This is a genomic window from Enterobacter cloacae complex sp. AR_0002, assembly GCF_001922365.1.
GTDB lineage: Bacteria > Pseudomonadota > Gammaproteobacteria > Enterobacterales > Enterobacteriaceae > Enterobacter > Enterobacter hormaechei_C.
This window is the reverse complement of the sequence record NZ_CP018814.1, coordinates 2,500,417-2,525,279: the sequence shown is the minus strand read 5'-3', so window position 1 is coordinate 2,525,279 and position 24,863 is coordinate 2,500,417. Positions and strand designations below refer to the sequence as shown.

25 protein-coding genes are annotated in these 24,863 nt (G+C 55.6%); 18 read left to right on the top strand and 7 right to left on the bottom strand.

What is annotated here, in order from left to right; genetic code table 11:
• Positions 1-76 precede the first annotated feature (76 nt).
• Positions 77-703, top strand: coding sequence for a helix-turn-helix domain-containing protein (locus AM329_RS12510; protein WP_003859165.1), 627 nt, complete (start codon positions 77-79; stop codon positions 701-703).
• A gap of 2 nt (positions 704-705) precedes the next feature.
• Here the strand turns inward: AM329_RS12510 and ampH are convergent, their stop codons facing one another.
• Positions 706-1,866, bottom strand: a complete 1,161-nt coding sequence (gene ampH, locus AM329_RS12505) for a D-alanyl-D-alanine-carboxypeptidase/endopeptidase AmpH (protein WP_003859164.1) — start codon at positions 1,864-1,866, stop codon at positions 706-708.
• A gap of 351 nt (positions 1,867-2,217) precedes the next feature.
• Here ampH and sbmA point away from each other — a divergent pair, with 351 nt between their 5' ends.
• Together sbmA and AM329_RS12495 are read left to right on the top strand one after the other, a co-directional pair.
• Positions 2,218-3,438 carry a peptide antibiotic transporter SbmA gene (gene sbmA / locus AM329_RS12500; RefSeq protein ID WP_003859162.1) on the top strand — a complete coding sequence of 407 codons (1,221 nt, stop codon included), beginning with the start codon at positions 2,218-2,220 and terminating at the stop codon, positions 3,436-3,438.
• A 12-nt stretch (positions 3,439-3,450) separates the two neighbouring features.
• The gene (locus AM329_RS12495) at positions 3,451-4,548 is read left to right on the top strand and encodes a DUF1615 domain-containing protein (protein ID WP_032608625.1); all 1,098 of its coding nucleotides are present in this window, start codon (positions 3,451-3,453) and stop codon (positions 4,546-4,548) included.
• Here AM329_RS12495 and AM329_RS12490 read toward each other — a convergent pair whose 3' ends face one another.
• Positions 4,549-4,851 (bottom strand): DUF2755 family protein, encoded by a 303-nt coding sequence (locus AM329_RS12490; RefSeq protein ID WP_003859159.1) that lies wholly within the window; start codon positions 4,849-4,851, stop codon positions 4,549-4,551.
• Between the two features lie 248 nt (positions 4,852-5,099).
• Between AM329_RS12490 and AM329_RS12485 the strand changes: the two genes are divergently transcribed.
• Positions 5,100-5,321 (top strand): DUF2754 domain-containing protein, encoded by a 222-nt coding sequence (locus AM329_RS12485; protein WP_023324216.1) that lies wholly within the window; start codon positions 5,100-5,102, stop codon positions 5,319-5,321.
• Between the two features lie 3 nt (positions 5,322-5,324).
• Here AM329_RS12485 and ddlA read toward each other — a convergent pair whose 3' ends face one another.
• On the bottom strand, positions 5,325-6,422 hold the full coding sequence (gene ddlA, locus AM329_RS12480; RefSeq protein WP_003859156.1) for a D-alanine--D-alanine ligase: 1,098 nt from the start codon (positions 6,420-6,422) through the stop codon (positions 5,325-5,327).
• Between the two features lie 104 nt (positions 6,423-6,526).
• On the opposite strand from ddlA, the gene AM329_RS12475 reads away from it, so the two are divergent.
• The 5 genes from AM329_RS12475 to adrA all read left to right on the top strand — a co-directional run bounded on the left by AM329_RS12475 (position 6,527) and on the right by adrA (position 10,883).
• Positions 6,527-7,210, top strand: a complete 684-nt coding sequence (locus AM329_RS12475) for an extensin family protein (protein WP_023324217.1) — start codon at positions 6,527-6,529, stop codon at positions 7,208-7,210.
• Between the two features lie 169 nt (positions 7,211-7,379).
• A complete protein-coding gene (locus AM329_RS12470) occupies positions 7,380-8,594 on the top strand; it encodes a multidrug efflux MFS transporter (protein ID WP_015571317.1) in 1,215 nt (404 codons plus the stop codon).
• Between the two features lie 208 nt (positions 8,595-8,802).
• Positions 8,803-9,063 carry an anti-adapter protein IraP gene (gene iraP / locus AM329_RS12465; protein WP_032608626.1) on the top strand — a complete coding sequence of 87 codons (261 nt, stop codon included), beginning with the start codon at positions 8,803-8,805 and terminating at the stop codon, positions 9,061-9,063.
• A gap of 293 nt (positions 9,064-9,356) precedes the next feature.
• Positions 9,357-9,677, top strand: coding sequence for a phosphate starvation-inducible protein PsiF (gene psiF / locus AM329_RS12460; RefSeq protein WP_022650447.1), 321 nt, complete (start codon positions 9,357-9,359; stop codon positions 9,675-9,677).
• Positions 9,678-9,779: 102 nt separating this feature from the next.
• A complete protein-coding gene (gene adrA / locus AM329_RS12455) occupies positions 9,780-10,883 on the top strand; it encodes a diguanylate cyclase AdrA (protein WP_023324219.1) in 1,104 nt (367 codons plus the stop codon).
• Between the two features lie 16 nt (positions 10,884-10,899).
• On the opposite strand, the gene proC is transcribed toward adrA, so the two are convergent.
• On the bottom strand, positions 10,900-11,709 hold the full coding sequence (gene proC, locus AM329_RS12450; RefSeq protein WP_023315501.1) for a pyrroline-5-carboxylate reductase: 810 nt from the start codon (positions 11,707-11,709) through the stop codon (positions 10,900-10,902).
• Positions 11,710-11,806: 97 nt separating this feature from the next.
• Between proC and AM329_RS12445 the strand changes: the two genes are divergently transcribed.
• The 5 genes from AM329_RS12445 (at position 11,807) to ppnP (ending at position 14,443) form a co-directional block, all read left to right on the top strand.
• On the top strand, positions 11,807-12,265 hold the full coding sequence (locus AM329_RS12445; RefSeq protein WP_003859141.1) for a YaiI/YqxD family protein: 459 nt from the start codon (positions 11,807-11,809) through the stop codon (positions 12,263-12,265).
• Positions 12,266-12,409: 144 nt separating this feature from the next.
• A complete protein-coding gene (aroL, locus tag AM329_RS12440; protein WP_032608627.1) occupies positions 12,410-12,934 on the top strand; it encodes a shikimate kinase AroL in 525 nt (174 codons plus the stop codon).
• A gap of 44 nt (positions 12,935-12,978) precedes the next feature.
• Positions 12,979-13,170 (top strand): protein YaiA, encoded by a 192-nt coding sequence (gene yaiA / locus AM329_RS12435; RefSeq protein WP_003859135.1) that lies wholly within the window; start codon positions 12,979-12,981, stop codon positions 13,168-13,170.
• 236 nt (positions 13,171-13,406) lie between these two features.
• Entirely contained in the window at positions 13,407-14,084 is a 678-nt protein-coding gene (locus AM329_RS12430) for an AroM family protein (RefSeq protein WP_003859133.1), read from the top strand.
• A gap of 71 nt (positions 14,085-14,155) precedes the next feature.
• Entirely contained in the window at positions 14,156-14,443 is a 288-nt protein-coding gene (ppnP, locus tag AM329_RS12425) for a pyrimidine/purine nucleoside phosphorylase (RefSeq protein WP_003859131.1), read from the top strand.
• Between the two features lie 47 nt (positions 14,444-14,490).
• Here ppnP and rdgC read toward each other — a convergent pair whose 3' ends face one another.
• Positions 14,491-15,405 carry a recombination-associated protein RdgC gene (gene rdgC / locus AM329_RS12420; RefSeq protein WP_003859129.1) on the bottom strand — a complete coding sequence of 305 codons (915 nt, stop codon included), beginning with the start codon at positions 15,403-15,405 and terminating at the stop codon, positions 14,491-14,493.
• 123 nt (positions 15,406-15,528) lie between these two features.
• On the opposite strand from rdgC, the gene mak reads away from it, so the two are divergent.
• A complete protein-coding gene (gene mak / locus AM329_RS12415) occupies positions 15,529-16,434 on the top strand; it encodes a fructokinase (protein WP_032608628.1) in 906 nt (301 codons plus the stop codon).
• A gap of 97 nt (positions 16,435-16,531) precedes the next feature.
• Here the strand turns inward: mak and sbcC are convergent, their stop codons facing one another.
• Positions 16,532-19,663 carry an exonuclease subunit SbcC gene (sbcC, locus tag AM329_RS12410; protein ID WP_032608629.1) on the bottom strand — a complete coding sequence of 1,044 codons (3,132 nt, stop codon included), beginning with the start codon at positions 19,661-19,663 and terminating at the stop codon, positions 16,532-16,534.
• Positions 19,660-20,865 (bottom strand): exonuclease subunit SbcD, encoded by a 1,206-nt coding sequence (sbcD, locus tag AM329_RS12405; protein ID WP_032608631.1) that lies wholly within the window; start codon positions 20,863-20,865, stop codon positions 19,660-19,662. Before sbcD ends, sbcC begins: the two co-directional genes overlap by 4 nt.
• A 187-nt stretch (positions 20,866-21,052) precedes the next feature.
• On the opposite strand from sbcD, the gene phoB reads away from it, so the two are divergent.
• The 3 genes from phoB (at position 21,053) to brnQ (ending at position 24,788) form a co-directional block, all read left to right on the top strand.
• Complete coding sequence (gene phoB, locus AM329_RS12400; protein ID WP_003859122.1) at positions 21,053-21,742, top strand: phosphate response regulator transcription factor PhoB; 690 nt, start codon at positions 21,053-21,055, stop codon at positions 21,740-21,742.
• Positions 21,743-21,763: 21 nt separating this feature from the next.
• Positions 21,764-23,059: a phosphate regulon sensor histidine kinase PhoR gene (phoR, locus tag AM329_RS12395; RefSeq protein WP_023315505.1), complete on the top strand. Its 1,296-nt coding sequence runs from the start codon at positions 21,764-21,766 to the stop codon at positions 23,057-23,059.
• Positions 23,060-23,468: 409 nt separating this feature from the next.
• Positions 23,469-24,788 (top strand): branched-chain amino acid transporter carrier protein BrnQ, encoded by a 1,320-nt coding sequence (brnQ, locus tag AM329_RS12390; protein WP_003859118.1) that lies wholly within the window; start codon positions 23,469-23,471, stop codon positions 24,786-24,788.
• Positions 24,789-24,863 lie beyond the last annotated feature (75 nt).

Below are 24,863 nucleotides of genomic sequence, written 5' to 3'. Positions count from 1 at the left end.
GGGGATTTTGCCCCCGCTTTTTTATGTGCTTTAAAAATAATAAAGAACCGACAGATACAGATGACTTGAGGTATGCATGAACGTTAATGCGAAACCACTTTCTGAATTAAGCCGGCTCATTAAGTGTCTGGAAATCGCCGGTACCCCATTTAAGACCGAACCACAACAATTAATAACTACCGGCAATAATGATGATGAACCATTGACCGTTGTCATACAATCCGGTCTGACTGCCGTCCACCGTAAATCAGACGAATTACTTATGGGTATTGCGCGGGCACCGTATATCCACGGTTTAAGCGCATGGATAAATGACAACTATCTTGAATATTCTCTGATTGCACAAACACCTTGTACCGGATTTTATTTGCCTGCCTCTACTGCATGCGAACTTATTCAAGAAGCGCATGTTTGGCAAGAAGCTTTCTGCTGGCTGTCATGGCTAAACCATTTACTGGGAAAACGTGATATACAGCTGATTGGAAATAATTCCTATAGCCAAATTCGGGCGATGCTGTTGAATATGGCCGAGTGGGATGATGCGCTACGTTCAAAAATTGGTGTTATGAATCATATTCAGCGTAGCACGCGTATTTCTCGTTCGGTCGTTGCGGAGGTTCTGGCGGCGCTGCGTCAGGGGAACTACATCAATATGAGCCGGGGCAAACTGGTCAGTATCAACCGTTTGCCCACGGACTATTGAGATCAGTTAGAGGCCGTAAGCACCTGCGCTTTATTGGCGCTCAGCTCGGCCACCAGATTATTTACGCCATCACTCATATTCACGAAGCGTGTATTTGGCGACCGGGTGACCACCACAAAAGCACCTACGTTTGATTGCGGAATCATCGCCATATAGGTGATGAATCCGCCACCTCCACCGGTTTTTTGAATAATCCCCGGTCGGCCATCTTTTGGCGCCATATACACCCAGCCCATGCCGAGGGCATCGGCTTTACCGGGTACATCCATGCCAATGACGCGACGTAACTGAGCACGCTGGTAGATGAGCGTCTGCATGCGGTCGGCCTGATTGCTGCGCGCGTAAAAATCCGATGAGAGGAACTGTTGCATCCAGCGCATCATGTCGCCAGGCGTAGAGTAAACTCCACCGCTGCCAATGGCGGCCAGCGTGTTATTGCACGGGCTGGCCCCTTTTTCCGCCACCATCAGACGCTTGCACTGGTCCGGGGAGGGGGTGTAAGTGGTATCTTTCATCCCGAGCGGACGCGTGATCTGCTCTTCAAACAGTTGAGGGTAGGGCTTACCCGAGGCCGTCGCTAAAGCGTCGGCCAGCAGATCAAACGCCAGGTTAGAATAGCCGGCCTGCGAGCCCGGGGCCGATTTCAGGGTTGCTGTGCTCAGGTAGTTCCAGCGTTGCTCACGGGTTGGCCAGACAAAGACAGGGCGATGCGCAGCTCCACCGGGCTGTTCTCGCGGCAGGGCGCTGGTATGGGTCGCCAGATTCACCAGTCTGATCGGCGTTCCCTGATATGTCGGAACGCGAGCGCCGGGCGGCGCATATTTGCTGAGCGGATCGTCGAGTTTAACCACGCCCTGATCGAGCAGTTTCACCAGCATTTCGCTGGTCATCAGCTTGGTTATCGACGCGACACGGATAACGGAATCCAGCTGCGGACGAACGTTATTTCCCGGTCGTGTTTCACCGAAGCTGCGAAACACCCGCTGGTTACCGTCGATCACGACCAGCGCCATTCCCGTCGCACCGCTGCCGTAATAAATAAGGTTCGCGTAGCGATCGGCAATGTCAGAGGCCAGAACCGGGGCCGTCAGAGGCTGTGCTGCCTGGGCGGTGGACAGGCTCACCGCACACAGCGCGGCGATAGAGAGCAGACAACGTTTCAACGAAAAGCATCCATCAAGTGAATAAGGAAAGTTACGGGTAGTTATACTACTAATCGGCGTCGGGCAATGGCCCGATTTGCATAACGATAGCGAGAAAAACGTAACCGTGGGTAAATTTGAACAATTTACTTGCAGCGTGGCTCCCATTTTGTGACATCGACCGTATGATAGACGCTACGATCGCTGTTGCGAATGAAACGCACCGAAACAATTCCTGAAAACGGGGAAGCGAACTAATAATTCACCCGCAGGTCTCACTTTTTTGCCTGAGCCGGGAGGCTGGTACAGGCAAGGTTTCGTGTGGCGATATGTTGAACACAGCAACAGCCATAACAACAAGAAGGAAGCACAATGTTTAAGTCTTTTTTCCCAAAGCCGGGGCCCTTTTTCCTGTCGGCATTTATTTGGGCACTGCTGGCTGTCATTTTCTGGCAGGCCGGTGGCGGCGCGTGGCTGACCCGTCTTACGGGGGCAACGGGCGATATTCCCATTAGCGCAGCGCGCTTCTGGTCCATGAGCTATCTGCTTTTCTACGCTTATTACGTGCTCTGCGTAGGGCTTTTTGCCATGTTCTGGTTTGTCTATTCTCCTCACCGCTGGCAATACTGGTCGATTCTCGGCACGTCGTTAATCATCTTTGTCACCTGGTTCCTGGTGGAGGTGGGCGTAGCGGTCAACGCCTGGTATGCGCCGTTTTACGATCTGATCCAGACGGCGTTGAGTTCGCCGCATAAAGTGACCATTAACCAGTTCTACCATGAGGTGGGGATCTTCCTCGGCATCGCCCTCATCGCCGTGGTGATCGGCGTGATGAATAACTTTTTCGTCAGCCACTATGTGTTCCGCTGGCGTACCGCGATGAACGAACACTATATGGCGCACTGGCAGCACCTGCGGCATATCGAAGGTGCCGCACAGCGTGTGCAGGAAGACACCATGCGTTTTGCCTCTACTCTGGAAGATATGGGCGTGAGCTTTATCAACGCCATCATGACGTTGATTGCCTTCCTGCCGGTGCTGGTGACGCTCTCGTCGCACGTTCCGGAGCTGCCGATTGTCGGCCATCTGCCCTACGGCCTGGTGATTGCTGCGATTGTCTGGTCGCTGATGGGAACGGGGCTGCTGGCGGTGGTGGGGATCAAGCTGCCGGGGCTGGAGTTTAAAAACCAGCGCGTGGAAGCGGCCTACCGTAAAGAGCTGGTGTATGGCGAAGACGATGCCAACCGTGCGTCACCGCCTACCGTGCGTGAGCTGTTTGGCGCCGTACGTCGTAACTACTTCCGCCTCTATTTCCATTACATGTATTTCAATATCGCGCGCATTCTTTATCTTCAGGTTGATAACGTTTTCGGGTTGTTCCTGCTGTTCCCGTCCATCGTTGCGGGTACGATTACGCTCGGTCTGATGACCCAAATCACCAACGTCTTTGGTCAGGTTCGCGGTTCGTTCCAGTATCTGATTAGCTCCTGGACTACGCTGGTGGAGCTGATGTCCATCTACAAACGTTTACGCAGTTTCGAGCGTGAGCTGGACGATAAGGATGTGCAGGAAGTTACCCATACATTAGGTTAAAAAGGAATTGCTATGCCATTTGCCGTACCACGTGCATTACCTCTGACGTTACTCGCCGCTTTCGTGCTGGCGGGCTGTGCCGAAAAAGGGGCTGCCCCGCTCAAAGAAGGGGAGAAGCCTGTGGATGTGGCGAGCGTGGTGCGGCAGAAGATGCCCGCCAGCGTGAAGGATCGCAGTGAGTGGGCTGATGCGCTGGCAACGACCTTCAAAAGCCAGAAGATCGCGCCTACCGAAGAGAATATCTGCTCGGTGCTCGCGGTGGCGCAGCAGGAATCGATGTATCAGTCAGATCCTGTTGTGCCTGGCCTGAACAAAATCGCCTGGAAAGAGATCGACCGCCGGGCCGAATCGATGCATATCCCTGTTTTCCTGGTACATACCGCCCTTAAAATCACCTCGCCAAACGGTAAAAGCTATAGCGAACGGCTGGATACGGTGAAAACCGAGAAGCAGCTTAGCGCCATTTTCGATGATTTCATCAATATGGTGCCGATGGGGCAGAAGCTGTTTGGATCGCTGAATCCGGTGCATACCGGCGGTCCGATGCAGGTGAGTATCGCATTTGCGGAAAAGCATACCGACGGCTATCCGTGGGATATCGATGGTACGGTGCGTCAGGAGGTCTTCTCCCTGCGCGGTGGGCTGTGGTTTGGGACGTATCACCTGCTGAATTATCCGGCCAACTACGATAAACCGCTGTATCGCTTTGCCGACTTTAATGCGGGCTGGTATGCCAGCCGAAATGCAGCCTTCCAGAATGCGGTAAGCCGCGCCAGCGGTGTGAAGCTCGCTTTGGATGGCGATCTCATTGCATACGGCAGCAGTGAGGCTGGGACCACCGAACGTGCGGTGCGAAAACTCTCGACGAAGCTGGAGATGAGCAACAGCGACATTCGCCGACAGCTGGAGAAGGGCGACAGCCTGGCGTTTGAGAAAACGGATCTCTATAAGCAGGTCTTTGCGCTGGCCGAGAAGAAAAGTGGAAAGGCATTACCCAGAGCCATTCTGCCAGGGATTCAACTGGAAAGCCCGAAGATCACGCGTAACCTGACGACCGCCTGGTTCGCGAAACGCGTGGACGATCGTCGGGCACGCTGTATGGGACTGTAATCAGTGGCGATTGCGCCAGCGCAGGACGAGGGCAATCACGCCCAGAACCATGCTGCCCGCGAGGAAGGGAATGAGTCCAAATACGGTGCTCACGCCTAAACCGATTTCAACGCGTGGGCGGCCTGTATCCTGCACCTGCATCAGATGCTCATACACGCCAGGAGCATGCACCAGCATATTCAGCAGTTGGGTTCCTGCCCAGAAACAAAACAGAACAAACAGGGCATAGGCAATATTCCCCGCCGTGGAGGTTTTTGGTTGTTTTCCGCCAAAAATCGGTTTCGACAATGTAAAGTCTGCCATAAGACCTCCTGAAAATATCACTCTGTTTTAATACGCGTCGTACAGGGTGAGTGTGACAGGTCATAGCATTTGTCAATATCAGAATCGTGGGAAATTCGGTTCAGGATTTCTCCTGGATTGTCGAATTCTGCATCACGTCACAAATTGATAACATAAGTGAAACTGCGCTGCTTTTCAGAATTTACGTATCCGCCACAGACGCCTTTATCAAACTGTGAGAGGATAGTTTTTTTTCTGCCGGAGTTGTCATGAAGCTCACTTCCAAACTACGCCGTGACTGGCATTACTACGCCTTTGCGATCGGGCTGATCTTTATTCTCAACGGTGTTATCGGGCTGCTGGGATTTGAAGCGAAAGGCTGGCAAACCTATGCGGTTGGGCTGGTGACCTGGGTAATCAGTTTCTGGCTGGCGGGATTCATTATCCGCCGTCGCCCCGATGAGACGACGACGGCAGAGAAAACCGACTAACCGTTAGTTAACGGAGCTTTTCAGGGCGCTGTCAGCGGCGTGACGCTCCAGCGCCAGTTCAATCAGGCGGGTGATCAGTTCCGGATAGCTTATCCCGCTGGCCTGCCACAGTTTCGGGTACATGCTGATATTGGTAAAGCCCGGCAGGGTGTTGATTTCGTTAATCACCACCTCGTTATCCGGCGTCAGAAACACGTCGACGCGCGCCATCCCACAGCATCCCAGCGCCTGATAGGCTTCAACGGCGATCGCGCGGATCTTGTCGTTAACGTCAGGATCGAGCGCGGCGGGGACCACAACCTGGGCACCTTTATCGTCAATATATTTGGTGTCGTAGGAATAGAAGTCGCTGTTCAGCACTACTTCACCGCAGGTACTCGCCTGTGGGAAGTCGTTGCCCAGTACGGCGCACTCAATTTCGCGTCCGTTAATTCCCTGCTCAACCACCACCTTATGGTCAAACTCAAAGGCCAGACGAACGGCTTCGTTAAACTGCGCTTCGCTGGTGACTTTGCTGACGCCAACGGACGAGCCCTGATTTGCTGGTTTCACAAATAGCGGCAGGCCGAGTTGCGCCTGGATCTGCGCGAAGCTATGTTTATCGCGGTTGGCACGAGTAAGCGTCACGAACGGCGCAATATTCAGACCGGCGTCGCGCAGGAGACGTTTTGTGACGTCTTTATCCATGCAGGCGGCAGAGCCCAGCACATCGGAACCGACAAACGGCAGGTTCGCCATCCGCAGCATGCCTTGCAGGGAGCCGTCTTCGCCCAGCGTGCCGTGAACGATAGGAAACACCACGTCAATCTGTGCCAGCGCCTGCGCGTTCCCGGCATCGATAAGCTGTCCCTGTACCACGCCTGGAACCGTTGCGACGCTGATATCAGAAGGATTAAGGGCGATGTGCGCCGGATCGTCAGCGTGTAACAGATACTGGCTGGCATCGTTAACATGCCACTGGCCCTGTTTATCTATGCCCAGCAGCACCACGTCAAAACGGCTTTTATCAATCGCATCAACGATATTTTTAGCCGATTGCAATGACACCTCGTGCTCTGCCGATTTTCCCCCAAAGACAATACCTACGCGCTGCTTTGCCATCTCACTCTCTTCCAGTCTGACGAAAAGCCAATAACATACCACGATGCCCGGCGGGTTTCGCGGCCTTCTGCCATAATGTTTTGAGGGATGCTGAAGGGGGGCGCGTGAAAGGAAAAGGTCTGTTTATTCTTATTGTTATTGCCGGGATCGTCACGGTGGGCTACCGCTGGTTGCCGTCGCAGTACAACCCTTTCGTGCCGCTTACGCTTGACGATCCGCCCGGAAAAATAACCCAGTTTAAACTTCGGCGTTTAACCCCCCAGGCGTGCGAAAGCCTGTTAACGCAGGCGAACCAACGTCGGCTTATCCGTACCCAGGCGGTCGCTGACAGCGCCGGGGAGTGTCCACTGAGTAACGTGGTGCGCGTACGTGATTTTGGCCCGGTCAGCCTGAACAGCAGCTTTCTTGCCAGTTGCCCGCTGGCGTTAAGTTCGGCGCTGTTTGTCAGCCAGCAGGCCCGGCCGCTCACCAAAACCTGGACGGGAAGCGAGCTTGCGCGTATTGAACATCTGGGCAGCTTTGCTTGCCGCAATATCTACAGCCGCCCGGATGCGCGGCGCAGCGAACATGCTACGGCGGATGCGCTGGATATCAGCGCTTTCAGGCTGGCAAACGGACAGCGTGTTACCGTTCTAAACGGCTGGAAAGCGGAAAAGACGCAGCCCTGGCTACAGGCGCTGCTCTCGGCAAGCTGTGGTTATTACGGTAACAGTCTGGGACCGGACTATAATGCCGCCCATGCCAACCATTTCCATCTGGGAATGCGCGGATATGGATTATGTCGATGAAGCATAATCTTCCGCCGAAATTTGGATGAATTGTGACTTATTTCACAAATATGATGACTGGGAAGATAAAACACCAAAGTCTGCAAGGCCGCATCTCTGGCGCTATGTCATTGCGCGTAACTTGCTAATCTGTCGGCGAATTCGCCTAAAAATGAAGACTATTTCTGTTATGGAATCCTGGAAAGTTAACCTCATTTCAGTCTGGTTCGGCTGCTTCTTCACCGGACTGGCTATCAGCCAGATATTGCCCTTCCTGCCGCTGTATGTGTCGCAGCTGGGGGTCACTTCCCATGAAGCGCTCTCCATGTGGTCCGGCCTGACGTTCAGCGTGACGTTTCTGGTCTCCGCCATTGTGTCGCCGATGTGGGGTAGCCTGGCAGATCGCAAGGGGCGCAAGTTGATGCTGCTCCGCGCCTCGCTGGGGATGGCGATAGCCATTTTGCTCCAGGCCTTCGCCACCAACGTCTGGCAGCTGTTTATTCTGCGGGCGATAATGGGGCTGACCTCTGGGTACATTCCGAATGCCATGGCGCTGGTGGCCTCACAGGTACCGCGTGAGCGAAGCGGCTGGGCGCTCAGCACGCTTTCCACCGCCCAGATCAGCGGGGTCATTGGCGGCCCGCTGCTCGGCGGCTTCCTGGCGGACCATGTCGGGCTGCGTGCGGTCTTTATCATTACTGCGATCCTGCTGACGATCAGCTTTCTGGTCACCCTTTTTCTGATTAAAGAGGGCGGGCGGCCTGTTGTCAGCAAATCCGAACGCCTGAGCGGAAAAGCGGTTTTCGCCTCGCTGCCTTATCCTGGCCTGATGATTAGCCTCTTTGTGACGACGATGGTGATCCAGCTCTGTAACGGCTCGGTGGGGCCGATTCTGGCGCTGTTTATCAAGTCGATGGCGCCGGACAGCAGCAACATTGCGTTTCTGAGCGGGATGATTGCCGCCGTGCCGGGCGTGTCGGCGCTGATGTCTGCTCCGCGCCTGGGGAAACTGGGCGACAGGATCGGTACGGCACGTATTCTGATGGCAACGCTCATCATTGCGGTGATCCTTTTCTTTGCCATGTCATTCGTCACCACACCTCTTCAGTTGGGCATCCTGCGCTTCCTGCTTGGCTTCGCGGATGGCGCCATGCTGCCCGCTGTTCAGACGCTGCTGGTGAAATATTCCAGTGACCAGGTAACCGGCCGCATTTTTGGCTACAACCAGTCGTTCATGTATTTAGGCAACGTAGCGGGCCCGCTTATTGGCGCCTCGGTCTCGGCGATGGCGGGTTTCCGCTGGGTATTTGCCGCGACGGCGGTGGTGGTACTGCTGAATATTATTCAACTGGCCTTCGCCTTACGCCGTCGCAGGCGAATCGCTGAGGCAAAGTCGGCCCGGTAAACACGATAATATATTATTTATTCTTATGAACGCCGCATTTTTATATAACGAAATGCGGCGCCTTTCTTTTAGAAAAACGTTTCGCTTTCTCCCCGAAATATCTTTTTTGGCAGCGATGTCACTTTTGCATAAGATAAAGCTAATCCATGCTTTTCATTATTCAGTGAGGGTGTTAATTTCAGGGGAAATCACATAAGGAAATAGCACCATGAAAAATCTCATTGCTGAGTTGTTGGTTAAGCTTGCCCAAAAGGAAGAAGAGTCGAAAGAGCTGGTTGCCCAGGTCGAGGCGCTGGAAATCGTTGTGACGGCGCTGCTGCGACAGATGGCAAAACCAGAGCAGGAGGCGCTGATCGACAACGTTGAAGGCGCGCTGGAAAAAGCTCGTCCTGATTCACAGGTTCCCGCAGAGGATGCGGAGCTGCTTCAGCAATACGTAAAAAAGCTTTTGAGGCATCCTCGCACTTAACCGGCCAGAGGTGAAATGACATGTCACAGAATTGTCATGCAGGATGCCTGGCGTCGCTCTGTTTTTATTTTTACACATTTTTCAGGGTAAATTAAATTGAGACAGAGCACAGTTTTCACCGCATAATTTCTGCTATTAATTACCGCCTCCCTGCCGGCGAAACCGGATAATGATCATTGTGCCGCTACAGGGCTGAAATAACCGCGGAGCCCGGCGAAAATCAGGTGCGCAGGGTGGTTTTTTTTCCGTAACGAACCAGACTTAACGTGGAACTTCACATAAAGGATGGTGCAATGAAAACAACAATACTGATTACCCTGCTCTCTGGCCTGTGTCTGATGGCATCAGCACATGCGGAAGAGAAAACGTTGACGCCCCAGCAGCAACGCATGACGACCTGTAACCAACAGGCGACATCGCAAAGCCTGAAAGGGGATGCCCGTAAAACGTACATGAGCGACTGCCTAAAAAATGGTGCGACAAAACCCGGTGAAAAAAGCCTGACCCCGCAGCAGCAAAAAATGCGCGAGTGCAATGCCCAGGCGACACAGCAGATGCTGAAAGGCGACGATCGCAGCAAGTTCATGAGCGCGTGCCTGAAAAAACAGGCGTAGTGCTAACGGGTGAGTCACGGCTGTGGCTCACCCAAAATTTCATACTTTCCCCGCTATCCCCCTCTCTATAATTTGGGAAAATGTTTCAGAATATTCCCAAAGATGATGAATGATGAGTTTTATGACAGTCATGAGAACATTCGGGAAGCGTGGCACCAGCAGCTTTCTCAGGATGATTCATACCGTTCCGGTCTGCGATTTGCCCGGCGAATACGGCTGGCACGCATCGTTGGTCTGGCGGCGCTATTTGTTCCGCTTGCCAGCGTTCTGGTGAGCCAGTTTCTTTCCGGCGTCTGGTGGTTATTGCTGGTGGGCTGGGTCTTTGTCTGGCCCCATCTGGCCTGGCAGCTGGCTTTTCGTTCGGCTGAACCCCACAGAAGTGAAATTGTTAATCTGAAAATCGATGCCATTCTTGCCGGTGTCTGGATGGGGCTAACAGGGTTCAATGCACTACCAACGGCGGCGCTGATCATGATGATCGGCATGAATATGATGGGATCGGGGGGATGTCGCTTATTTCTGACAGGACTGGCGCTGCTTGCCCTGTCTGCTCTGCTCACCGTGCAATCCACGGGTACTCCTGTGCTATTGACCTCTGAACCGCTGGCGTTGTGGCTGACGCTCCCCGTGCTGGTGGTCTACCCCATGCTGTTTGCATGGCTCAGCCACCGCACGGCGATCCGCCTGGCAGAGCATAAGCGTCGGCTTGAGCTGATGAGTACCCGCGACGGAATGACCGGCGTGTTCAATCGCCGTCACTGGGAAACGCTGCTGCGTTACGAATTTGAGGCCTGCCGTCGCAGCCATCGACAGGCGACGATACTGCTCATCGATATCGATCACTTCAAGACGATCAACGACACCTGGGGGCATGACGTGGGGGATGAAGCGATTGTTGCCATTACGCGCCAGCTTCAGCTGACTCTGCGCTCCGGCGATTATATTGGCCGCTTTGGTGGGGATGAGTTCGCGGTGATCATGTCCGGCACGCCTGCCGACAGCGCGATTGCAGCGATGTCGCGCGTCCATGAACGGCTGGTCAACATGCCGCTGCACGGAGCACCAACGGCGAGGTTGTGTATCAGCGTTGGGGTTGCCCCCTGGGGGGCGCAGTTCACCCACTATCGTGAATGGCTAAAGGCGGCGGACGTGGCCCTCTATAAAGCCAAAAATGCCGGACGGGGCCGCACCGAAGTGGCCGCCTGACGCCCGGCGTAGCGCATCAGGACTTACTGAGCTTCTCTGATTTTTCCATGCATTTTTCCATCGCCTCGATCACGGCGGAGCGGAATCCGCGATCTTCCAGCACGCGCACGGCTTCAATGGTTGTGCCCCCCGGCGAGCACACCATATCTTTCAATTCGCCCGGATGCTTACCCGTTTCCAGCACCATTTTGGCCGAGCCCATCACCGCCTGCGCTGCAAATTTGTAGGCCTGCGCGCGCGGCATTCCGCCCAATACGGCAGCATCGGCCATGGCTTCGATAAACATAAAAACATACGCCGGGGCAGAGCCGCTCACGCCGACCACCGGGTGGATCATCGGTTCGGCAATCACTTCCGCTTCGCCGAAGCAGCGGAAGATATTCAGTACATCTGCCACGTCTTCAGATGTGACCAGCGCGTTCGGGGTAACGGAGGTCATACCGGCATTCACCAGCGACGGGGTGTTTGGCATGGCGCGAACAATCTTACGGTCGTGACCCAGCGCGCGGGCGAGCTGATCGAGGGTCACGCCTGCGGCAATCGACACCACCAGGGTCTCTTTGTTAAGGCTGGAGGTGATCTCGCCCAGGACTTTAATCATGATATTCGGCTTAACGGCGCCAAAGACAATATCCGCCACCTGAGCCACTTCCTGCGCGCTTTCGGCAGCGTTGACACCATACTCATCACGCAGCGCCGCGACTTTATCCGGGGATGGGGTATAGACCCAAATCTGCCCCGGCAGCACCTGCCCGCTGGCAATCAGTCCGCCGAGGATAGCTTTGCCCATGTTTCCGCAGCCGATAAACCCGATTTTCTTATCCATCACGTCTCTCCGTTATTATGCGTTGTTATCTCTCATTGATAGCTTAACAACGAAATGCAGGCGACAATAGTCGCCAGAATCATAATGGGGAGAGACGATGGCGATTTGGGTTGATGCGGACGCGTGTCCGAATGTGATTAAAGAGATTTTATTTCGTGCTGCCGAGCGCGTGCAGATGCCGCTAACGCTGGTGGCGAACCAGAATATCCGCGTGCCGCCCTCCAGATACATCCGATCTCTGCGCGTTCCGGCCGGGTTTGACGTGGCGGATAACGAGATAGTACGCCTGTGTGACGCAGGAGATCTGGTGATCACGGCGGATATCCCGCTGGCTGCCGACGTGCTGGCGAAGGGGGCCGCGGCGCTTAACCCGCGCGGCGAGCGCTACTCTCCGGCAACGATCCGGGAGAAGCTCACCATGCGTGATTTTATGGATACGCTGCGTTCCAGCGGCGTGCAAACCGGTGGGCCGGACAGCCTGTCGCAGCGCGATCGCCAGCAGTTTGCCGCCGAGCTGGATAAATGGCTGCTGGAAGTGAAGCGCCGCCCGGCGTAGCCCACCTCCGGGCGGTTTTGTGGTACAGTGTGGCTTCCACAGGCTTGTCATTCCGTACCGCTTTGCAGTAAAGTTAGCGCAACATCTACTGCAATCATTTCTTTACAGCCTTCAGTTATCCGGCAGCAAGGGGAACACCTGGTTATGAACCCACCCATCTTTTTAGTTGGCCCTCGCGGCTGTGGGAAAACCACCGTTGGTCTGGAGCTGGCGCGTTTGTGCCAGAGTCAGTTTGTCGATACTGACCACTGGCTTCAGGAGAATGCGGGTAAGACTATCGCCGATATCGTTGAAGATGAGGGTTGGGAGAGCTTTCGTGCGCGTGAAACGGCCACGCTGGAAGCGGTGACCGCGCCGTCAACCGTGATTGCGACCGGTGGGGGCATTATCCTGGCGTCGTATAACCGCCAGTTTATGCGCGAAAAGGGTGTCGTGATCTACCTCTGTGCCCCGGTCTCTACGCTGGTGGGGCGGCTGGAGGCGTTTCCGGAAGAGGGGCAGCGCCCGGCGCTGACCGCGAAACCGCTGAGTGAAGAGGTCAGCGAGGTCCTCGCCGAACGCGATGCACTGTACCGCGAGGCGGCACACCACGTTGTGGATGCGTCGGCGTCATCCGAAAAAGTTGCGATTCAGATTATTACCGCCCTGCGTTTGGCTTGCGCCAGCTAACAGCCGTCTATACTCATAGCTCAGACATAAAAAAAGGATGAGCTATGCCAACCAGACCTCCCTATCCACGTGAAGCCCGCATCGTTACCGTTGAAAAAGGTAATGGTGATCAAACCGTAACCTGGTACCAGCTGCGTGCCGATCACCCTAAACCTGATTCGCTGATCAGCGAACATGAAACCGAACAGGAAGCGCTGGATGCGAAACGGCGCTATGAGGATCCTGAGAAGTCCTGACAGGAATCCGAATTCGTTACAACCGTGCCTGAATCACACTTTTAACTTATCGCTGATGTTAAGCAGCAGTTAATATTTAGTTATTACAGGTGGATTCGGAAAGGCCAGTCGATCTTTACACTACGGTGTTGAGATCCCCTGCTACGCTTGGTGCTGTTTTGTTGAATAAATGAACAGTGCAGCGTAGTGAGCCTGCACCTGTGTGGCAGTTGTGGTAGTAACGGAAGGCGATCAAAATGAAGGCGACGTTGGCGATCCTCACGATTGGTGTGGTGCCTGTAAGCGAAGTATTACCGCTCTTAACCGAGCATGTCTCTGAACAACAAATTACGCATCTCAGTCTGTTAGGGAAGCTCAGTCGGGAAGAGGTCATGGAAGACTACGCGGTCGGAGAGGGGGAAGATCCCCTGGCAACGTTACTCAGTGACGGTAAACTGGCGCATGTGTCGCGCCAGAAAATCGAGCGCGCGCTACAGGGCGTGATCGAAGTGCTCGACAATCAGGACTATGACGTCATTTTGCTGATGAGCACGGCACCCGTTAAAGGACTCAGCGCGCGTAATGCCATTCTGCTCGAACCGATGCGGATTATCCCCCCGCTGGTGGCCTCTATTGTTGATGGTCATCAGGTTGGGGTCATCGTTCCCGTTGAGGAACTGCTGGATAACCAGACGGTGAAGTGGGCTGCGCTGGAGCACACCCCGCTGTACGCGCTGGCTAACCCGTTCTGGGACAGCGAAGCGAAGCTGATTGCAGCTGGGCAGGAATTGATCGACAGAGGGGCGGATGTCCTGATGCTCGACTGCCTGGGCTTCCATCAGCGGCATCGTGATTTATTGCAAAAGGCGCTGGATGTTCCGGTGCTGCTCTCTAACGTCCTGATGGCGCGTCTGGCGTCAGAATTACTGGTGTAATGATTTTGCGTGACAGGTCATGAGCATGGCCCCTATAGTGGATTTTTCTCTATAAATATAAGGGCCAGTTCATGCTTCAAAGTAACGAATACTTTTCCGGTAAAGTGAAATCCATTGGTTTTACCAGCAGCAGCACTGGCCGCGCCAGTGTCGGCGTAATGGCGGAAGGGGAATACACCTTTGGCACCGCAGAAGCGGAAGAGATGACGGTGGTCAGCGGCGCGCTGAACGTCCTGCTGCCGGGTGAAACGGAGTGGAAAGTATATAGTGCCGGGCAGGTCTTCAACGTGCCGGGCCACAGCGAGTTCCATTTACAGGTTGCAGAGCCAACCTCTTATCTGTGCCGCTATCTGAAATAAAAGCATGCCGGGTGGCGCATTCGCTTACCCGGCCTACGTTTTGCCTGTCAGCGCTGCGCTTCGCCGCCGAGACCTTCCACCAGGTTCTGAATTAGCGCCGCCAGCTCGCCGGTCATCAGGATAAAGTCTGCGTCAAAGCGCTGAGCATAATCTTCGCGGTCGATATCTTCGTTCTGATCGCGCAGTTCATCGCAGAATTTCAGGCGCTTCACGGAGCCGTCATCACACATCACAAACTGAATGCGCTGCTGCCAGTCGAGTGCCAGTTTGGTCACCACTTTGCCCGCTTCAATGTGCACGGCGATTTCGTCGCTCACCAGTTCCTGTTTCTTCGCGCGGATCACGCCGCCATCTTCCAGCAACGCTTTCAGCTCTGCTTCATCAAGGATCTGGAAGCCCTGCGCGGCAGTCCCGCTGCGCACCCACTCGGTCAGGGTCAGCTCAATCGGCGTTTCCAGCGCCAGCGGTACCACCGGTAATGAGCCAAGGCTCTTACGCAGCAGCGCCAGCGTATCTTCGGCTTTTTTGGCGCTGGCGCAGTCCACCATAATCAGCCCGTTAACGGTGTCGATCCACATCATGGTCTGGCTAAAGCGGCTAAAGGCGCGCGGCAGCAGCGAGTGCAGCACTTCATCCTTCAGCGAATCTTTTTCGGTTTTTTTAAGCTTACGGCCCTGTTCAGCTTCCAGCTTGAAGATCTTCGCTTCGAGTGCCTGCTTAACCACGGGCGTCGGCAGGATCTTCTCTTCTTTGCGGGCGCAAACGATGATTTGCCCCGTGCTGCTGGCGTGGGTCAGCGCATCGCTTTGAGAACCCATTGGCGGAACCCAGCCGGTTTTTGCCATATCCTGGCTACCGCAAGGGGTAAAGGAGTAAGCGGCTAACTGTTTTTCCATCTCTTCTGCACGCAGCGAAACGTCGCGGCTGAGACGGTAAACCATCAAATTTTTGAACCACAGCATGATAATTTCCACGGCCTTGTCGTTAAATCAGCGGGCATGATAACGAATTGTCGCATCGCTTGCATTGCTAATCGGGAAGCGGGCTTCTACTCTGTTGATAATCAAAATAATGAGGAGTGTCTTGTGCGTATTGGGATTGATTTGGGCGGCACCAAAACAGAAGTCATTGCGTTGAGCGAGCAGGGGGAGCAACTGTTTCGCCACCGTCTGCCTACGCCGCGCGATGATTATCACCAGACCATAGAGACGATTGCCCGCCTGGTCGATATGGCAGAGCAGGCAACGGGCGAGACGGGCACAGTCGGGATGGGGATCCCTGGCTCCATTTCGCCGTATACCGGCGTGGTGAAAAACGCCAACTCCACCTGGCTCAACGGTCAGCCGTTTGATAAAGACTTAAGCCAACGCCTGAACCGGGAAGTGCGTCTGGCGAATGACGCAAACTGCCTGGCGGTGTCTGAGGCCGTGGATGGCGCAGCGGCTGGCGAGCAGACCGTATTTGCCGTAATTATCGGCACCGGCTGCGGGGCGGGCGTGGCCTTCGGAGGGCGCTCGCATATTGGCGGCAACGGCACCGCGGGCGAGTGGGGGCACAACCCGCTGCCGTGGATGGATGAAGATGAACTCAAATACCGCGCCGAAGTGCCGTGCTACTGTGGCAAGCAGGGCTGTATAGAGACCTTTATCTCCGGTACGGGGTTTGCCACCGATTATCATCGTCTGAGCGGCCAGCCGCTGAAAGGTAACGAGATTATGCGTCTGGTTGAGGAGCAGGATCCGGTGGCTGAACTGGCGCTCAGCCGCTACGAAATGCGGCTGGCTAAGTCACTGGCGCATGTGATCAATATCCTCGATCCGGACGTGATTGTGCTGGGCGGCGGCATGAGCAACGTCGACCGACTTTACGCCACGGTGCCAACGCTGGTGAAACAGTGGGTATTTGGCGGCGAGTGCGAAACACCGATCCGCAAAGCCGTCCACGGTGACTCCAGCGGCGTGCGAGGCGCGGCGTGGCTGTGGCCGGAATAAACGCAAAACGGTAACTTGCGTTGCCGTTTTTGATGTTTGTACCCTCTCCCACAGGGAGAGGGCCAGGGTGAGGGCATCAGACCGCACCGTCCCCCATTCAATTCACCGCAAACTCCCTGTCCAGCCTGCTATACCCCAGCCCGTTGATCTTCTTCACCTTGATCTGCACCGGAATACGCTCTTTCATCGCCTCAACGTGGCTGATCACGCCGATGGTTTTCCCGGTGGCGTTCAGTGCGTCGAGCGCATCCAGCGCGGTGTCCAGCGTTTCACTGTCGAGCGTGCCGAACCCTTCATCCAGGAACAGCGAATCAATGCGCGTTTTGTGACTGACCAGATCGGAAAGCGCTAAAGCCAGCGCCAGACTGACCAGGAAACTCTCCCCGCCGGAAAGGGTACGGGTATCGCGTATCGCATCGGCCTGCCAGGTATCGACCACTTCCAGCTCCAGCGCGTCGCTGGCTTTACGCTGAAGCAGATAGCGGCCATGCAGACGGTTGAGCTGCTGGTTGGCAAGCCACACCAGATTATCCAGCGTTAGCCCCTGGGCGAATTTACGGAATTTATCGCCGGTGCTGGAGCCTATCAGCGCATTGAGATAGCCCCAGTCGTCGGCCTGACGCGCCGCCTCCTCAATCTGCTGCATAAGCGCCTGCTGGTGCAGACGGTTATCGGCGTCCTGTTTGAGCTGCTGGCGGATCTCCCCCTGATGCGTGGTGTTGTCCCGAAGCTGTTGCGCCAGCTGATGTAACTGCGCCTGAAGCGTTGCGGCATCGGTTTCCAGCCCCTCGGGGCGCTGTGCCTGATGCGCCTGAAGCTGCTGGCTTGCCTGCACCGAAAGCGCCGTGGTCTGCTGGAGCTGGTTTTCCAGCGTCTGCTTTTGCTGTTCAAGCTGGCGGATCGACGCTTCATCCAGCAGGGCGGAGAGAAATGCCTCCCGATCGGCAAAGCAGCTCGCGGTCAGCGCGGCGTTGAACTGAGCCTGTGATTGCTGGAGCCGTTCACGCTCAAGCGTCTCCTGCTGCTGGAGGGTGGTGAGCTGGCTTTGCAGCGACACGCATTCGTCGTGGATGCCGCGCCACTTCTCAGGTATAACCGCGTCGGCTTCTGTATCATCGGTAACCGGCAGCGTCTCCAGGATTGGCATCAGGGCGTTAATACGTTCCTGAATCGTACCGTGCTGGGCCTGTTTTTCCTGCCACAGGGTATATTCGCTTTCGCGCGCGCTCAGCCAGGCGCTTTCGGCCCCTTCATCGGGCACGCTAAGCGACAGCGACTCTAGCGAGGCCGCCAGCGCCTGACGCGTCGCCGTCAGCTGCTGCTGGTACTGGCGCGCCTGACCTTCCTGTTCAATGAGCTGGTTTTGCAGCGTCAGACGCTGGCTGAGCTGATACAGCTGGCGTTCATACTGCTCCTGTGCGCTCATCCAGAGTGCTATATCATCCTGAATATTCAGCGCTATGTTCAGGGAGGTGCAGACCTCCAGCCACTCTTTAGTGAGTGCTTGTTCTTCCTGAGAGAGAGCCTGTGCTTCCTCAGTCTCGCGCTGGATCTGTTGGGTCAGCGCATTCACCTGCCCGAGCACCAGCAATCCTTCCTCTTTTAGCGCGGCAACCTCTTTCTCCAGCGCGTCGCGGCGGCGCTGATTGTCAGTCAGTTCAAGCGCCTGATACTGCACAACTGCCGGGTGTTCGCGTGAACCGCAGAGCGGGCAAGGCTTACCCGCTTCCAGCTGAGCACGATAATTCTCAAGATCCTTGATTGTCGCCTCACGCTCACAGAGCGCTTTCAGGTCGGCATAGTGCTGATTTTTTTCTTTGAACTGCTGACGCCGCAGGATCAGCGTTTCATTGAGCTTACCCTGCTCAGCCTGCGCTTTCTGCACGCTTTCCGCATTCTGGCGCAGTCGTTTTTGCAGCGGCTGATAGCGAGCGTGAAGTGCAGTCAGACGCTGGCGGAGCGCCCGCGATTGTGCCTGTTGCTCCATTGCCGTCGCGAGATCCTCAGCCGTCAGCGTCAGCGTACTCTCCGGCATCTCAGCCAGCTTCTGACGAAGCTCAGCCATGCGCGCTGCCTGGGCAACAAGCTGATTTTTATCGCGATTCAGTTGCGTAAAATGCGCCCGCCAGCCGGCAATTTCCTGTCCCCACTGACGGAAACGATCGTGTTCGGTCAGCCACTGCGTCAGCGCCGTGTGCTCTGTCTGCAACTGTTCACGGTTGCGCTGCGCACCGTTGCGGATACGCGCGCGCTGTGCCGCTCTGTCGAGTAAGCGAGTATTTACTTCGACAATTCGCTCTGCGGTTTGCGACAGGCGGGCGGTCTGCTCCTGCTGGTGCTGCCATAGCGGACGTAGCTGGGCGGCGGGCTGCGCCAGCTGGAGCTTAGCCAGTTGCGGCGCGGCGTCCGTCAGAGCCTGTTGCGCCTGCTGCTGCGAAGCGGCTGCGCGCTGCTGCTCACGTATCAGTTCGTCGTTACGCGTAAGCCACTGAAAATCTTTCTGTTGGCTCTGCTGCTGTGCCAGCAGGATTTTCTCTTCGTCAGTAAGTGCCTGCAAACTTTGCTGCAAGTGCTGCTGCTGTTCCTCGCTCAACAGCACAACCCCTGCGGCCTGCGCTTCGCACATCTCCAGCGCGTTACGTGCCGCTTTGTGTTTTTCAAAAACCATGGCGGAAATCTGGCCGTAAATTTCCGTGCCGGTCAGTTCCTCCAGCAGCTCAGCGCGATCGCTCGGTTTAGCATTCAGGAAGGCGGCAAACTGCCCCTGCGAGAGCAACATCGAGCGGGTAAAGCGACCATAGTCCAGCCCGGTGAGTGCGGCGGTTTGTTCCAGCTTATCCGTGACTTTGTCGGCCAGAATTTTGCCGTCTTCGCAGCGGGCCAGCTCTACGCGCGGTGCCTGTAAGTTCCCGTCCGGCTGGTTGCGGGCGCGGTTCTGGCTCCAGAAAGCGCGATAAGCAACGCCTTTGACCTCAAATTCCACTTCCGCCAGGCATTCAGCGGTATCGCGCGTCATCAGGTCGTTTTGCGCCTGAGAGACCTTATTAAGACGCGGAGTTTCGTGGTACAGCGCCAGGCAGATGGCATCCAGCAGCGTGGTTTTACCCGCGCCGGTTGCGCCGGTGATGGCAAACAGCCCGTTACTGGCGAACGGCTCCGCGGTGAAATCAATTTTCCACTCACCCTTTAGCGAATTCAGATTTTTCAGACGCAGGCTCAGAATTTTCATGCGTTTTCGTCCTCGTCATGGAGGGAGTGCAGGGTCTGGGCAAACAGCTCGTTAAGCCTGGTGCGTCTGGCCTCGTCCACCTCTTCATGCGCAAGCCGCCGCGCGAACACCTCTTCAACCCGAAGTTCGCTAAGCGTTTCACGCTGGGCGTTGAGCAGTATTTTCTCGCGCTGCTCGCGGCTGCGGCGTACCAGCAGTACTTCCACGGGAAGGTCTTCCGTCAGCGTCTGAATTTTACGCTGCATATCGTACAGGTAGTCGTCGGTGGTGATTTCGATATCGAGCCAGACGGGGGGATTAAGCGCTGCGCCGCGCCACTGATCAAGCTGAGCGGTAATGGCGGCCAGATCGCCTTTCAGCACCGCCAGCGGCTGGGTGACCGGCACCTCAAGCCTCTCAACGGCGCTGAGTTTGCCCCCGGTGAAGCTCACCAGATGGACGGATTTGGCTTTGCCCGTTTCGTCAAAACTGAGCGAAATGGGCGAGCCGCAGTAGCGGATATGCTCGCAGCCGCCGATGATCTGCGCCCGGTGAATATGCCCGAGGGCAATGTAGTCGGCGGGGGGGAAGTTTTGCGCCGGAAACGCGTCCAGCGTACCGATATAGATCTCGCGCACCGCGTCACTCTTACTGGCTCCGACGGTGGTGAGGTGTCCGGTGGCAATGATCGGAATGGCCTGATCGCCGCGCAGGGCGCAGGCTTCCGTATGCTGCTGGTGATAATAGCGGGTGATGGCCTGCAACAGATGCTGCTGTTTTTCGCTGCCGGACAGACCCGCCTGGCTTTGCACGATATCTCGCGGGCGTAAAAACGGGATTGGGCACAGCACCGCGCCCGGCGTGCCGTCGCGTTTTTTCAGGATCTGCGGCGCGTGCCCGGCGCTGGCCACCACGGTGGTATTGAGGAACGCCAGAATATCGCGGGATTCATTCAGCGTCGCCACCGAGTCATGATTTCCGGCGACAATCACCAGGTGACAACCGGTTTGCTGGAGGTTGACCACAAAACGGTTGTATAGCTCACGCGCATAGCTCGGCGGCGATCCGGTATCAAAAATGTCGCCCGCCACAATAATCGCGTCCACCTCGTGAGCCTGAGCCGTCTCCAGCAGCCAGTTCAGGAACGCTTCATGTTCCGCGGCGCGGCTTTTGCTGTAAAAATTTTGACCCAGGTGCCAGTCTGAGGTGTGAAGTATGCGCATAAAAGATCCGTGGCAATAATAAGAAAGCAGGATTATAAACGTTCGGGGAACGGAAAATAACCGCTGTAATAAAACAACAGTTTGCTATTTATCGTGGTAATGTTTTTCATAAATCTGTCATAAATCTGACGCATAATGACGCCGCATTACAGACTTGTAACTTAAATACGATAAGACAGGGCAAAGTATGGCGAGACGTATTCTGGTCGTAGAAGATGAAGCTCCGATCCGTGAAATGGTGTGCTTCGTGCTTGAACAAAATGGCTTCCAGCCGGTTGAAGCGGAAGATTATGACAGCGCGGTGAACCAGCTGAATGAACCCTGGCCCGATCTGATCCTGCTGGACTGGATGCTGCCTGGCGGTTCCGGATTGCAGTTTATCAAGCATATCAAACGCGAGGCGATGACCCGTGATATCCCGGTGGTGATGCTGACGGCGCGCGGCGAGGAAGAGGATCGCGTGCGCGGTCTGGAAACCGGCGCGGACGATTACATCACCAAACCGTTCTCCCCGAAAGAGCTGGTGGCGCGTATCAAAGCCGTGATGCGCCGTATTTCACCGATGGCGGTGGAAGAGGTGATTGAGATGCAGGGGCTGAGCCTGGATCCTACCTCACACCGGGTCATGACCGGTGAAAATCCCCTCGATATGGGACCGACCGAATTTAAACTCCTGCACTTCTTTATGACCCACCCGGAGCGCGTTTACAGCCGCGAACAGTTGCTGAATAACGTCTGGGGAACTAACGTCTATGTCGAAGACCGAACGGTTGACGTCCATATTCGCCGCCTGCGTAAAGCACTGGAACTGAGCGGCCACGATCGCATGGTACAGACGGTCCGCGGCACGGGTTATCGCTTCTCGACCCGTTTCTGAACAATGACAGGAGTGTGACGCGTGCTGGAACGTCTGTCATGGAAAAGGCTCGTCTTTGAACTGATCTTATGCTGTATTCCGGCCCTCATTCTGGGGGCTATCTTTGGCTATCTGCCGTGGTTTTTACTGGTGGCCGTGACGGGATTGCTCGTCTGGCATTTCTGGAATTTACTGCGTCTTTCCTGGTGGCTGTGGGTCGACAGAAGTATGACACCCCCGCCGGGAAGCGGGAGCTGGGAACCGCTACTATACGGCCTGCACCAGATGCAGATGCGTAACAAAAAGCGCCGTCGTGAGCTGGGAAGCCTGATCAAACGCTTTCGTAGCGGTGCGGAGTCGCTGCCGGACGCGGTGATCCTGACCACAGAAGAAGGGACAATCTTCTGGTGTAATGGCCTCGCGCAACAGCTGCTGGGCCTGCGCTGGCCGGATGATAATGGTCAGAACATCCTGAACCTTCTGCGTTATCCCGAGTTCACGCTGTATCTGAAAAAGCGGGATTTTTCGCGCCCGCACAATCTGAAGCTCAATAACGGTCGCCATCTGGAGATCCGCGTGATGCCCTACAGCGATCGGCAGTGGCTGATGGTGGCGAGGGACGTTACCCAGATGCACCAGCTTGAGGGCGCGAGACGTAACTTCTTTGCCAACGTCAGCCACGAGCTGCGTACGCCGTTAACGGTGCTTCAGGGCTACCTGGAGATGATGCAGGAGCAAACGCTTGAGGGGGCGCCGCGTGAGAAAGCGCTGCATACCATGAGGGAGCAGACGTTCCGCATGGAAGGGCTGGTCAAACAGCTGCTGACGCTTTCAAAAATTGAGGCAGCCCCGTCGCTGGCGCTAAATGACATCATTGATGTGCCGATGATGTTGCGGGTGGTGGAGCGCGAAGCCCAAACGCTGAGCCATAATCAACACACCCTGAGTTTTGATGTTGATAACACGCTGAAAGTGCTCGGCAGTGAAGATGAGCTGCGAAGCGCTATCTCAAACCTGGTCTATAACGCCGTGAATCATACCCCGAAAGGGACGCATATCGCGGTGCGCTGGCAGCATACTCCGGCAGGGGCTGAGTTTAGCGTCGAGGACAACGGGCCGGGGATTGGGCCTGAACACCTCCCGCGTCTCACCGAACGGTTCTACCGGGTGGATAAGGCGCGCTCGCGGCAGACCGGCGGAAGCGGACTGGGGCTGGCAATTGTGAAGCATGCCGTCAGCCACCACGAAAGCCGGCTCAATATCGAAAGCACCCTCGGTAAGGGCACGCGCTTTAGCTTCGTGATTCCGGAACGATTAATTGCCAAAAAAAGCGCCTGACAGCGTGTGTGTCAGGCTACCTTTCCACGGGCCAGCGATTGCTGGCCCGTTTGCTTTGCAGTCAAGCGAAACGCGGATGAATATTATACGGCTGGTGCTTTTTTGTTCGCATGATTAGCCATGAGTTTTTCTTATACATGGCATATTATGTTGGTCTGGATTTTCATGCTGGCATATTGTTCTGGTTTTACGATCCCTTCTTGCCTTTAAACGTTATAAGCGTTTAAATTGCCCCCCATATACTGTCAGACCGACTGTATTTGCGTGGTAAATCGAAAAACTATTCTTCGCCACGCCAGGACGGGAGCATATCCCGCTGAAATTGAGCAAATTTTCCGCTGTATCGTCCCATCAGGGATGGCGAAAATCTCAACGTATTCAACACCACATCCACAGGCAGTAAGGTTTTATGACCCATCACTTGAAATCGCGTGACATTATCGCGCTGGGCTTTATGACATTTGCGCTGTTCGTTGGCGCAGGTAATATCATTTTTCCTCCAATGGTTGGCTTACAGGCGGGTGAACACGTCTGGACGGCTGCGTTTGGCTTCCTGCTTACTGCCGTGGGCCTGCCGGTACTGACCGTTATCGCGCTGGCGAAAGTCGGTGGCGGTGTGGACAGCCTCAGCACCCCGATTGGCAAAGTGGCTGGCGTTCTGCTGGCAACCGTCTGCTATCTGGCCGTTGGCCCGCTGTTCGCGACCCCGCGCACGGCGACCGTCTCCTTTGAAGTGGGTATCGCCCCGCTGACCGGTGACGGCGCGATGCCACTGTTTATTTACAGCCTCATTTACTTCGCCATCGTGATTCTGGTTTCTCTCTATCCGGGCAAACTGCTGGATACCGTAGGTAACTTCCTGGCACCACTGAAAATTGTGGCGCTGATTGTGCTGGCGGTTGCGGCCATTGTCTGGCCTGCGGGGCCCATCAGCTCCGCGATGGACGCCTACCAGAACGCGGCGTTCTCAAACGGTTTCGTGAACGGCTATCTGACGATGGATACGCTTGGCGCGATGGTGTTTGGTATCGTTATCGTTAACGCCGCGCGTTCCCGTGGGGTGACCGAAGCGCGCCTGCTGACTCGTTACACTATCTGGGCTGGCCTGATGGCCGGTGTCGGCCTGACGCTGCTGTATCTGGCGCTGTTCCGTCTGGGTTCAGATAGCGCAACGCTGGTCGATCAGAGCGCAAACGGCGCGGCGATCCTGCATGCTTACGTGCAGCACACCTTTGGTGGTGCAGGCAGCATGCTGCTGGCAGCGCTGATTTTCCTGGCCTGTCTGGTGACGGCGGTGGGTCTGACCTGCGCCTGCGCGGAGTTCTTCGCTCAGTATCTGCCGCTCTCTTACCGCACGCTGGTGTTTATCCTCGGCATCTTCTCCATGGCGGTTTCAAACCTCGGTCTGAGCCACCTGATCCAGGTGTCAATTCCGGTGCTGACGGCTATCTATCCGCCATGTATCGTGCTGGTGGTGCTGAGCTTCACCCGCCCGTGGTGGCATAACTCGACGCGAATTATTGCGCCGGCCATGTTTATCAGCCTGATTTTTGGTATCCTTGACGGGATCAAAGCATCAGCATTTGCAGAAATCCTGCCAGCCTGGACACAGCGTCTGCCGCTGTCCGAGCAGGGCCTGGCCTGGCTGATGCCTTCCGTTGTAGCGCTGGTTCTTGCGATTATCTGGGACCGTGCGGCCGGGCGTCAGGTGACATCCAACGCCCATTAATCAACGGCAACAAATTGTTTAACCACGGGGCTTAAGGCCCCGTGGTTTTTTGTTTTTTTCGTGTTGAATGGCAAG